This is a genomic window from Telluria sp. LT1R51-2 (genome assembly GCF_059685775.1).
Genome location: NZ_JCASIM010000001.1, coordinates 3,032,914 through 3,045,155 on the forward strand (window position 1 = coordinate 3,032,914; position 12,242 = coordinate 3,045,155).

Annotated in this window: 8 protein-coding genes; 7 read left to right on the top strand and 1 reads right to left on the bottom strand. The window is 65.1% G+C overall.

Annotated features, from left to right (window positions below; genetic code table 11):
• Positions 1–16 precede the first annotated feature (16 nt).
• From AC56LH_RS13435 to AC56LH_RS13455, 5 genes are all read left to right on the top strand, one after another.
• On the top strand, positions 17–2,194 hold the full coding sequence (locus AC56LH_RS13435) for a cyanophycin synthetase (protein ID WP_499646769.1): 2,178 nt from the start codon (positions 17–19) through the stop codon (positions 2,192–2,194).
• A gap of 87 nt (positions 2,195–2,281) precedes the next feature.
• Positions 2,282–4,855, top strand: a complete 2,574-nt coding sequence (gene cphA / locus AC56LH_RS13440) for a cyanophycin synthetase (protein ID WP_499646771.1) — start codon at positions 2,282–2,284, stop codon at positions 4,853–4,855.
• Positions 4,856–4,906: 51 nt separating this feature from the next.
• Positions 4,907–5,752 (top strand): MaoC/PaaZ C-terminal domain-containing protein, encoded by an 846-nt coding sequence (locus tag AC56LH_RS13445; protein WP_499646773.1) that lies wholly within the window; start codon positions 4,907–4,909, stop codon positions 5,750–5,752.
• A gap of 369 nt (positions 5,753–6,121) precedes the next feature.
• Positions 6,122–8,791 carry a DNA mismatch repair protein MutS gene (mutS, locus tag AC56LH_RS13450; RefSeq protein WP_499646775.1) on the top strand — a complete coding sequence of 890 codons (2,670 nt, stop codon included), beginning with the start codon at positions 6,122–6,124 and terminating at the stop codon, positions 8,789–8,791.
• Positions 8,791–9,756 (top strand): hypothetical protein, encoded by a 966-nt coding sequence (locus AC56LH_RS13455; protein ID WP_499646777.1) that lies wholly within the window; start codon positions 8,791–8,793, stop codon positions 9,754–9,756. The genes mutS and AC56LH_RS13455 overlap by 1 nt, the downstream gene beginning before the upstream one ends.
• Positions 9,757–9,811: 55 nt before the next feature.
• On the opposite strand, the gene AC56LH_RS13460 is transcribed toward AC56LH_RS13455, so the two are convergent.
• Positions 9,812–10,345 (bottom strand): FKBP-type peptidyl-prolyl cis-trans isomerase, encoded by a 534-nt coding sequence (locus AC56LH_RS13460; protein ID WP_183555563.1) that lies wholly within the window; start codon positions 10,343–10,345, stop codon positions 9,812–9,814.
• Between the two features lie 77 nt (positions 10,346–10,422).
• On the opposite strand from AC56LH_RS13460, the gene AC56LH_RS13465 reads away from it, so the two are divergent.
• Both AC56LH_RS13465 and AC56LH_RS13470 read left to right on the top strand, forming a co-directional pair.
• A complete protein-coding gene (locus AC56LH_RS13465; protein ID WP_499646779.1) occupies positions 10,423–11,544 on the top strand; it encodes a JmjC domain-containing protein in 1,122 nt (373 codons plus the stop codon).
• 2 nt (positions 11,545–11,546) lie between these two features.
• A complete protein-coding gene (locus AC56LH_RS13470) occupies positions 11,547–12,023 on the top strand; it encodes a DUF7931 domain-containing protein (RefSeq protein ID WP_499646781.1) in 477 nt (158 codons plus the stop codon).
• Positions 12,024–12,242 lie beyond the last annotated feature (219 nt).

Genomic DNA, 12,242 nt, shown 5'->3' on the forward strand with positions numbered 1-12,242 from the left:
TGACCAACGTATTTACATGACGAAAAAGAACGACATCAAATTCCTGCGCATCACTTATCTGGCAGGACCGAACATCTGGACCTATCGTCCCGTGCTCGAGGCCTGGCTCGATATCGGCGAACTGGAAGACTATCCCTCGAATCTGCTCCCCGGGTTCACGACGCGCCTGACCACGTGGTTGCCCGGCCTGATCGAGCATCACTGCGGCGTCGGTTACCACGGCGGCTTCATCGAGCGTCTGAACGAAGGCACCTGGGCCGGCCACATCCTCGAACACGTCGTGCTCGAAGTACAAAGCCTGGCCGGCATGAAGACCGGCTTTGGCAAGACCCGCTCCACCGGCGAACATGGCGTCTACAAGATGGCGTTCCGCACGCGGGACAACGTCGTCGGCCGCGCTGCGCTCGAGGTCAGCCACCGCCTGCTGATGGCCGCGATCAACGACGAGCCGTTCGACCTGCCGGGCGCGATCGCCACGCTCACGGATATGGTCGACCGCCTGTGCCTGGGCCCGTCGACCGCGCACATCGTGGATGCCGCTACCGACCGCCGCATCCCGTCAATCCGCCTGACCGACGGCAATCTGGTGCAACTGGGTTACGGCGCCGCGCAGCGCCGCATCTGGACCGCCGAGACCGACCGCACCAGCGCCATTGCCGAAGGCATCGCCAGCGACAAGGACATGACCAAGAACCTGCTCGCCTCGTGCGGTGTGCCGGTGCCGGAAGGCGCCATCGCGCGCAGCGCCGACGCAGCCTGGGAAGAAGCGGCCGACATCGGCCTGCCCGTGGTCGTCAAGCCGGTCGACGCCAACCACGGCCGCGGCGTCTCGCTGAACCTGAACACCGAAGCCGAAGTGCGCGCCGCTTACGTGATCGCCTCCGAAGAAGGCGAAAGCCGCTCGGTGCTGGTCGAACGCTTCATCACGGGCAGCGAGCACCGCCTGCTGGTCGTCGGCCGCAAAGTGGTCGCCGTCGCGCGCGGCGAATCGCTGTGGGTGACGGGCGACGGCCGCCAGAATGTGGCCGAGCTGTGCGACAGCCAGATCAATATCGACCCGCGCCGCGGCGAAAGCGAAGAATTCCCGCTCAGCCCCGTGGAGCCGCGCAAGAGCGAAGAAAACCAGTTGCAGCTCAAGCGCCAGGGCCTCACGCCCGACACGGTGCCACCGGCCGGCCAGAAGGTTCTCATCCAGATGAACGGCAACGTCGCCGACGACGTCACCGACCAGCTCCACCCGGACGTCGCGCACGCTGCGGCACTGGCTGCACGCATCGTTGGCCTCGACATCGCCGGCATCGACCTGGTGTGCGAAGACATCAGCCGCCCACTGCTCGAACAGCGCGGCGCGATCATTGAAGTGAACGCGAGCCCGGGCCTGCTGGCCCACACCAAACCGGCCAGCGGCACCGCCCGCAACGTCGGCAAGGACATCATCGAACACCTGTTCGCGCCGGACGACACGGCGCGCATCCCGGTGGTCGGCGTGACCGGCTCGCTCGGCTGCAGCCTGATCACGCGCCTGATCGGCTGTCTGGTCAACATCACCGGCAAAGAGGTCGGCGTGGCCAACGGCGAAGGCCTGTACCTGAATGCCCGCGTGATCTCGAACCGCGACAGTACGGGCGTCGAAGCCGGCCAGCGCATCCTGATCAACCGTAACGTGCAGACGGCGGTGTTCGAATCGAACGCCCGCTCGATCCTGCAGGACGGCCTGCCGTACGACCGCTGCACCGTGGGCGTCGTGACCGACATGGCGGGCCTGGCCGATCTGGCCGAGTTCCATATTCACGACGACGACGCGCTGCGCAACGTGATCCGCACCCAGGTCGACGTGATCCTGCCGGATGGCGTGGCCGTACTCAACGCCGCCAATGAACAGGTTGCGGCGCTGGCCGAACTGTGCGACGGCGGCGTAATTTTCTACGCCTTCGACGAACACAATGCGGTGCTGGCAGCGCACCGCGCGGCCGGTGAGCGCATTGTGTTCGTCCGTGATGGACGCATCATGCTGGCCGAAGGCGACACCGAGACGCGTCTGAACACGCTGGACACGATGAAGCCGTCGACCGTGAAGTACCCCGAAAACGTGCTGGCGGCAGTGGCGGCGGCGTGGGCACTTGGCGTGCCGAGCGACCTGCTGTGCGGCGGCCTGCGCGCGTTCGACGCGACACCAAAACAAACGACCTATTGAATGACATTGCCCGGCAGCCTGCCGGGCCTGGTGCCCGCCCCCGCGCATGTGCGCACGGTGCGCGGCCCGCGAAAGGAATGACGGTTTATGGAAGTATCTCGCGTACGGGCCCTGCGTGGCCCCAATCTCTGGAGCCACCACACCTCGGTCGAGGCGATCGTGACGTGCACGCCTGAGGAAGAATCGATCGGCGAACTGCCCGGTTTCGAATCGCGCCTGCGCGTGCGCTTCCCGCAGATCGGCGGCCTGCAGCCGTTCGGCCACTATGAAACGATCCCGCTGGCCCACGTGCTCGAACTGGTCGCGCTGCACCTGCAGGCCGAAGCCGGCTGCCCGGTGACGTTCAGCCGCACCACTGCCACGCTGGAAACCGGCACCTACCAGGTGGTCGTCGAATACAGCGAAGAAGACGTCGGCCGCCAGGCCCTCGAACTCGCGCAGCAGCTGATCGAAGCGGCCCGCAACGACACGCCGTTCGACGTGCCCGCCGCGCTGGCGCAACTGCGCGCGACGGACGAAGACGTGCGCCTTGGGCCATCGACCGGCTCGATCGTGCAGGCCGCCGTGGCCCGCAACATCCCGTTCCGCCGCCTGACCGAAGGTAGCATGGTCATGTTCGGCTGGGGCAGCCGCGCGCGCCGCATCCAGGCCGCCGAGATCGACGCCACCGGCGCGATTGCCGAATCGATCGCGCAGGACAAGGAATTGACCAAGAAGCTGCTCGACGCAGCCGGCGTGCCGGTGCCGCAGGGCCGCGGCGTCTCCGACCCTGACGACGCCTGGGCCGCCGCGATGGAAATCGGCCTGCCGGTGGTGATCAAGCCAAAGGACGGCAATCAGGGCAAGGGCGTGACCGTCAACGTCACCACCCGCGAACAGCTCGACGCCGGCTTCAAGGCCGCCAGCGAATTCCGCGACGACATCCTGGTCGAACGCTACCTGCCGGGCCATGACTACCGCCTGCTGGTGGTGGGCGACAAGCTGGTGGCCGCCGCGCGCCGCGAACCGCCGCAGGTGGTAGGCGACGGTGAGCGCAGCGTGCGCGAACTGGTCGAACAGGTCAACCTGGACCCGCGCCGCGGCGACGGCCACGGCACGTCGCTGACCAAGATCCGCTTCGACGACATCGCCATCGGCACGCTGGCCCAGAACGGCTTGACGCCGGACTCGGTGCCCGCCATCGGCCAGCGCGTGGTCCTGCGCAATAACGCGAACCTGTCCACCGGTGGCTCGGCCACCGACGTCACCGACGACGTGCACCCCGAAGTCGCGGCGCGCGCCGTCGCTGCCGCCCACATGATCGGCCTGGATATCTGCGGCGTCGATCTGGTTTGCGACAGCGTCCTGCAACCGATCGAAGACCAGAACGGCGGCATCGTCGAAGTCAACGCTGCACCGGGCCTGCGCATGCACCTGGCGCCATCGTTCGGCAAACCGCGCCCGATCGGCGAAGCCATCGTCGACACGCTGTTCAAGGACGGCGACGATGGCCGCATCCCGATCGTGGCCGTCACCGGCACCAACGGCAAGACGACCACCGTGCGCCTGATCGCACATCTGCTCACCGCTTCCGGCCTGCGCACCGGCATGACCAACACCGACGGCGTCTACATCGAAGGCCGCCGCATCGAAAGCGGCGACTGCAGCGGCCCGCGCAGCGCGCGCAACGTGCTGCTGCACCCTGACGTCGACGCCGCCGTGTTCGAAACGGCGCGCGGCGGCCTCCTGCGCGAAGGCCTGGCCTACGACAAGTGCCAGGTCGCGGTGGTGACCAATATCGGCTCGGGCGACCACCTCGGCCTGAACTACATCACCACGCTCGAAGACCTGGCGGTGCTGAAACGCGTGATCGTGCAGAACGTGGCCGTGGGCGGCATGGCGGTACTCAATGCCGCCGATCCGACCGTGGCGGCCATGGCCGAACGCACGCGCGGCGACGTCACGTTCTTCGCGCAGGACGTGGGCAATCCCGTCATGGCGATGCACCGCGCCCAGGGCCGCCGCGTCGTCTTTGTCGAAGATGGCTATCTGGTGGCGGCGCAAGAGTCGTTCATCGAACGCATCGACCTGCGGGAAGTGCCGATCACGCGCGGTGGCGTGGTGGGTTTCCAGGTGGAGAACGTGATGGCCTCGGTGGCCGCGGCGTGGGGCGTGGGCACATCGTGGGATGCGATCCGCCTGGGCCTGAAGACCTTCGTCGGCGAGAGCGACAATGCGCCGGGACGCTTCAACGTGTTCGATTACAAGGGCGCGACCGTGATCGCCGACTACGGCCACAACCCGGATGCAATCGCCGCGCTGGTCAATGCAGTCGAGAGCATGCCCGCCAAGCGCCGCTCGGTGGTGATCAGCGGCGCCGGCGACCGGCGCGACCAGGACATCACGCAGCAGACCGAAATTCTGGGCGCGGCGTTCGACGACGTGCTGCTGTATCAGGATCAGTGCCAGCGTGGCCGCGCCGATGGCGAAGTCATTGCGCTGCTGCGCGCGGGGCTGAGCAACGCGACGCGCACCGGCCATGTCGAAGAAATCAATGGCGAGTTCGTGGCGATTGATCGCGCGCTCTCGCGCCTGGGTGATGGGGATTTGTGTCTGATCCTGATCGACCAGGTTGACGAGGCGCTGGCGCATATCACAGCGCGGGTCAAGGCAGCGGCCTGAGTCTCGGTGCTCTATTAACGGGGACGGGCGACGACGCGGTATGCTGCGTCGATGAATAGCCCGTCCCCGTCATCCCTCCCTGCCCTGCCCAGGGCCAGTGCCTGGCCGCTGCTGCGGGCGTTGTTCAAGCGGCCCGCGCGGACATCGGCGCAACCGATTCAGGCCAGTTACCGGCTGGACCGGCTCGATGCCGATCACGTGCGGCGCTACAGCGACGCGTTCGGCTTCCCGCCCGGCCCCGTGCCGCTGACCTACCTTTATCTGCTGGCGCAGCGCGCGCAACTGGCGACGATGCTCGATCGGGCGATGCCGTTTCGGATTGTTGGGCTAATTCATGTGTCGAACGATCTCGCGATGCACTGCGAGGTACGCACTGATGCGCCGCTAGTGCTCGCGACGACGTTGTCGATGCCGGAACCCGGCGCAAACGGCGCAATCGAATGCGTGCTGGAGACAGTGGCAAGTGCCGATGGGCAGACGGTCTTCACCTGCACCAGCCGATATCTGATCAAACGAGGGCAACGCGGCAAGCATGCGCTTGCGTCGCCGTCGGTCGCGCCCATGGGTGACGTGATTGGAGAATGGGCCGTGACCTCGGATGCGGGGCGACGCTATGCGGCCTTGTCCCGCGACTGGAATCCCATTCACCTGTGGCCATGGAGTGCGCGGCTGATGGGGATGCACGCGCCAATCATCCACGGCATGGAAACCATGGCACGCGTCTGCGCGGCGTTCGAGCAATCGACCGATCGTCGCATCACCAGTCTGGCATGCCACTTCAAACGCGCCGTACCGCTCGGTGCTTCGGCAACGTTGATGGCCTGCGAAGTACCGGGCAGCTTTGTCGTTCTGTGCAGCGATCGCGTGGCCGTCGAAGGCGCGCTTGGCTACACGTGATGTCGCGCGACCCGCGAAAAGCCGGGGTCACGCGAAAAGCCGGGGTCAGGTCTGACATTCGGACACGATCTCGGCAGGAAAAGCCGGGGTCAGGTCTGACATTCGGACACGACCTCGGCAGTAGAATAGTTGGAACCAGCTGACACGGTGCCATACCAATCTGGACAAGAGACCCATGGAACTAGCCGAGGCTGAGTCCGTGTCCAAATGTCAGACCTGACCCCGGCTGCGCTTGAGCCCGGCCGTGTTAAGGCTGAGGTCGTGTCCGAATGTCAGACCTGACCCCGGCTGTGCCGCGCGCGTGACCTCAATCGCGGTAAAATACGCAGCTCTGGCCAGCCTCTGCCTCGCCGTACCCAATCCGAAGAAATGACCACCGTTCCCACTGAAATCAACGCCGCAGCCGTCAAGAACAGCGCGACCGACAAGCACACCCCGATGATGCAGCAATACCTGCGCATCAAGGCCGACTACCCCGACATGCTGGTGTTCTACCGCATGGGCGACTTCTACGAACTGTTCTTCGACGACGCCGAAAAAGCTTCGCGCGTGCTGGGCATCACGCTGACCGCGCGCGGCAAGTCCGAGGGCAATCCGATCAAGATGGCCGGTGTGCCGTTCCACTCGCTCGATGGCTATCTGGCCAAGCTGGTGAAATTGGGCGAGTCGTGCGCGATCTGCGAGCAGATCGGCGATCCGGCGCTGTCCAAAGGCCCGGTCGAACGCAAGGTCATGCGCGTCGTCACGCCCGGTACGCTGACCGATTCCGACCTGCTGCCGGAAAAGGCCGAGCGCCCTCTTCTCGCCCTGTGCCTGCAGACCCAGCGCAAGACCGTCACTGCGGGTTTGGCCTGGCTGTCACTGGCCAGCGGCAATCTGCGCCTGATGGAATTTTCGGGCGACGCGCGCGCCATCGAGGCGCGTCTGGCGCATGAACTTGAGCGTATCGCGCCGGCCGAAATCCTGCGCGCCGATTGCGGCGACATGTTCGACGATGGCGCATCCACCGTGCACACCCAGCGCGTGCCGGAATGGCATTTCGACGTGGTCAAGGGCCACGGCGCGCTGCTTGAACAGTTGAAGGTCGCCACGCTGACGGGCTTTGGCGCCGATGGCCTGGGCGCCGCGTTCGGCGCGGCCGGCGCGCTGCTGCGCTACGCCCAGTCCACGCAAGGCCGCGGGCTACAGCACGTGCGCGGACTGGCGTGCGAAAACGAGAACGAATATATCGGCCTCGACGCCGCCACGCGCCGCAACCTGGAACTGACCGAGACCATTCGCGGGCAAGAGTCACCAACGCTGTTTTCGCTGCTCGACGGCTGCCGCACGGCGATGGGTTCGCGCATGCTGCGCCACTGGCTGCACCACGCGCGCCGCGACCAGTCGATCGCGCGCAGCCGTCACCAGTCGATCGCCGCGCTGCTGCAGGCGGATGCCATCGACAACCTGTCGCCGACGCTGGCGCAGGTGCCGGACATCGAGCGCATCACCACGCGCGTGGCGCTGCTCAGCGCGCGCCCGCGCGACCTGGCGAGCCTGCGTGATGGCCTCAAGGCCCTGCCGATGCTGCGCGAGCTGGTGGCGCGCTGCTTCGTGCCGGGCGATACGTCGCTGCTGCGCGAGCTGCATGACGACCTGGCCACGCCCGCCGATTGCCTCGACCTGCTGGTGCGCGCCGTGCTCGAAGAGCCGAGCGCGATGATCCGCGATGGCGGCGTGTTCGCGCGCGGCTACGATGCCGAACTCGATGAACTGCAGGCGCTGTCCGAGAATGCCGGCCAGTTCCTCGTCGATCTTGAAACACGCGAACGCGCCCGCACCGGCATCGCCAACCTGCGCGTCGAGTACAACCGCGTGCATGGCTTCTATATCGAAGTGACCAACGGCCAGGCGACCAAGGTGCCGGACGATTACCGCCGCCGCCAGACGCTGAAGAACTGCGAACGCTACATCACGCCCGAACTGAAGGCCTACGAAGACAAGGCCCTGTCGGCGCAGGACCGCGCGCTGGCACGCGAGAAGATCCTGTACGACGACCTGCTGGCCCAGCTCGCGCCGCACATTGGCGTGCTGCAAACCATCGCGCGCGCGATCGCGCAAGCCGACGTGCTGGTGGCGCTGGCCAGCCACGCGCTGCGCCACAGCTGGTGCGCGCCGCAGCTGGTCGATGCGCCCTGCCTGAACATCGTCGAAGGCCGCCATCCGGTGGTCGAAAACCAGATCGAGCGCTTCATCGCCAACGATTGCCGCTTCTCGAACGAGCGCCGCCTGCTCTTGATCACCGGCCCGAACATGGGCGGTAAATCGACCTTCATGCGCCAAGTGGCGCTGATCACGCTGCTGGCCTATGTCGGCAGCTATGTGCCGGCGGCTGAAGCCACGCTGGGCCCGATCGACCGTATCTTCACGCGCATCGGCGCCAGCGACGACCTGGCCAACGGCCGCTCGACCTTCATGGTCGAGATGACCGAATCGGCCGCGATTCTCAACGGCGCTACCGAGCATTCGCTGGTGCTGATGGATGAAGTCGGGCGCGGCACGTCAACCTTCGATGGCCTGGCGCTGGCGTGGGCCATCGCGCGCCATCTGATCGACACCAGCCGCAGCTTCACGCTGTTTGCGACGCATTACTTCGAGCTGACCCAGTTGCCGGAGTCGTACCCAAGCGCCTACAACGTGCACCTGTCGGCGGTCGAACACAAGGACAGCATCGTGTTCCTGCATGCGGTGCAGGATGGCCCGGCGTCGCAAAGCTACGGCTTGCAGGTGGCGCAGCTGGCCGGCGTGCCGCAGCCGGTGATCAAAGCCGCGCGCAAGCACCTGGCGCGCCTGGAAGCGCAGGCCGCCGGCGGCACGCCGCAGCGCGACCTGTTCGCCGCGCCCCTGCCCGAACATGATATCGACGACGCCCCGGCGCCAGTCGTGGCCGAGGTCCAGGATGACGGGCTGCGCGATGCGCTCGATGCGATCGATCCGGACGCGCTGACGCCGCGCGAAGCGCTCGAGCGGTTGTACGAGCTGAAACGGCTGGCGGCCTGATGTCGATCCCGCGTCCGGTCGTTGTCCGCGCTGCGCTGCTGGCGACGCTGCTTGCCTGCGCGCCGCTGGTGGGCCAAGCCAAGGATAAGGACAAGGAAGCGCGTCCCACGCACCGCTTCGCCGTGGTCGGCAACGACGCGCGCGCCGACAGTGACGCCCGTCTGAAGCAGGCGCTGGCCGATTCGTCCGAAAAGTCGGTGTCGTTCGTGGTCCTCACGGGCATCAAGGGCGAGAACGAAAGCTGCGGCGACAAGCTGTACCTGCAGCGGCGCGACCTGTTCGAGCATGCGAAGCGGCCCGTGATCGTGTCGCTGTCCGGCAGCGACTGGACCGGCTGCCGCAACTCCGCCAAGCGCACCAATGCGATCGAGCGCCTGAACCGCCTGCGCGAACTGCTGTACGGCGAACCCGAATCGCTTGGCGCAACCAAGATCCACCTGACGCAGCTGTCGGCCAGTCCGCGTTTTCGCAGCTACGCCGAGAACGCGCACTGGAAGGTGGACAAGGTGCTGTACGCCACCATCAATCTGCCAGCCGCGAACAACCATTTCCTGCCGGCGGCGGGCCGCAACAGCGAATACGAAGACCGGGCGGTGGCCAACCGCTTCTGGCTGAATCGCCTGTTCGCGATGGCGCGCAGCGACAAGGCGCAGGCGCTGGTGCTGTTCTCGGAAGGGGCGGTGCGCCCGTTCCATCTCGATCAGCCGGCGGGCCTGCGGGGTTTGTTGCGGCGCGCGCCGGTCGAGCGTGACGGGTTCGAGGCAGCGCGGCGTCAGATCCAGGCGCAGGCCGTCAAGTTCGATGGGAAGGTGCTGCTCGTCGACAGTGACGCGCCGGGTGGCCACAAGCCGCAGATCGCATGGAAAGGCAATCTGGGACAGCTGTCAGTGGGAACGAAGGCGGTCGAGGTGAATGTGATGCTGGGGAAAGATGCGGCGTTCACGGTGGTGGACGCGAAGCAGTAGGACAGAAATTACAAACGCGGCCACCGCGTGATGCGGTGGCCGCGCACCAACCGGATTACTGCAGCGGCTGGGTACGGAAGTGGTCGCCATCATCGCTGTCATCGATCTCGTGATGATGACCGCCAGCGCCGTGCACGTGACCGTGCTGGATTTCTTCGGCGGTTGCAGCGCGCACGTCGACCACGGACAGGTCAAAGCGCAGAGCCATGCCGGCCAGTGGATGGTTACCATCCAGGACGACCTTGTCGTCAGCGATTTCGGTGACGGTGAAAATCACCGGCTCGTCGTCGCCGTTTTCGGCCACGCCTTCGAACTGCATGCCGACTTCGATCGGTTCCGGAAGGCGCGAACGCTCCTCGACCTTGACCAGCTCTGGCTCGTAGTCGCCGAACGCGTCGTCTGGTTCCACCTGGATCGTCGAGGCGTAGCCGGTTTCTTTGCCGTCCAGCTCTTCTTCGATCTTCGGCAGGGTATTCTCGTAGCCGCCGTGCAGGTACACCATCGGCTGGGAGCCCTCCTCGATCAGATTGTTCTGGGCATCCGACAGTTTGTAATTAACCGTCACGACTGTGTCTTTAGCAATCTTCATCGTCCATCCTTTCATTGTGAGCTGCGGATTATACTCTCGATGGGTCTGGGCCCCGCTTCGGCTGGTTATAATGTCGCATGAAAAAATTACCACTTTTGGGGAATCTTTCCCCCGCTGAATTCCTGCGCGATTACTGGCACAAGAAACCGCTGCTGATCCGTGGCGCCATCCCCGGCTTCAAGCCGCTGCTCAAGTTCGAGAAGCTGGCCGAACTGGCCGCGCTGAACCATGTCGAATCCCGCCTGGTGTCGCTGCGTGACGGCGAGTGGGACATGCAGCACGGCCCCCTCACCGAACTGCCGGCCCGCAGCGAGCCGAACTGGACGATGCTGGTCCAGGGCGTGAACCTGCATGACGAGCGCGCCGACGAGCTGCTGCGCCAGTTCCGCTTCGTGCCCGATGCCCGTCTGGACGACCTGATGGTGAGCTTCGCCACCGATGGCGCCGGCGTCGGCCCCCATTACGACTCGTACGACGTATTTCTGCTGCAGGCGCACGGCAAGCGCCGCTGGCGCATCGGCGCGCAGCAGGACCTGACGATCATCGAGGGCCTGCCGCTCAAGATCCTGGCCAATTTCGAGGCTGAAGAAGAGTTCGTGCTCGAGCCGGGCGACATGCTGTACCTGCCGCCACAGTACGCTCACGACGGCATCGCCGAAGGCGAATGCATGACCTATTCGATTGGCTTCCGTTCGCCGTCGTTCCAGGAACTGGGCGAATCCTTCCTGCAATTCATGGCCGATTCGATCGACCTGCCGGGCCGCTACGCCGATCCGGAATTGCAAGAAACAAAGAACCCGGCCGAGATCCCGAAGCATATGCTCGCCACCGTCACCGAAGAACTCAACAAGGTGCGCTGGGATGAAGAAGACGTCACCATCTTCCTTGGCGAGCACATGTCCGAGCCGAAGCACAATGTGTTCTTTACGCCGCCCGCCAAGCCGCTGACCTTCGGGCGCTTCATGGAAACGGCCGCCAAGCGCGGCGTCAAATTGTCGAGCAAGACGCTGATGCTGTACCGCGGCAAGAACGTGTTCATCAATGGCGAATCGCTGGCTGCCGGCCGCGCCGACAAGGTGGTGCTCGACGTGCTCGCCAATGACCGCCGCATCGATGGCGCAACGCTCGGCAAAGCCACCGATGACGTCACCGAGTCGCTGTACGCATGGTATCAGGACGGCTGGGTCGAGCTGGGCTGACCATGGATGCCCGCGCGATTCCGTTCGACACCCGGCGCGAATGCGAGGCGCAGTTTCTCGCCATCGTCACGGCGGCGCAGCACAGCCTGCGCCTGTTCGATCCGGACGGGGCGGTGTTTGCGCTGGGCACGATCCAGGTGGATGCGGCGCTGCGTGCTTTCCTGCAACGGGGCGGCACCTTGCGCCTTGCGTTGCACGAGCCGGGCCACATCGAGCGCCACTTCCCGCGCTTCCTGCGCCTGCTGCGCGACTACGGGCATGCCTGCGAATGCCGCCAGACGCCGAAAAATCTGCGGCAGCTGACCGACTCGTTCTGCATCGCCGACGACCAACACGTGGTCCGGCGCTTTCACAGCGACCACATGCGTGGCGAGGCCAGCTTCGACGATCCACGCGCCGTCGATGTGCCGCACCATCGGTTTGAAGCAATCTGGGAAGCATCGCGTCCCACACTGCAACCGACTACCACCGGGCTTTAACTCACCCAGCGGGCATGTGTCGTTGCCCACTAGTTACTTTCCGCGCATTCGGTCATGTGCGTAGCATCTTGTAACAATATAAAGCTTATCAAAGCGGAAAATTCTTACACCACAGCATGTGTTCGCTATTGCGAAACTGTAAAATTGTCTATAATATCAATCAGGAAGGTTCCGTTGCGCCCGTGGCAGTCTTGCTATTTGTGAAGGCACGAGAATTCC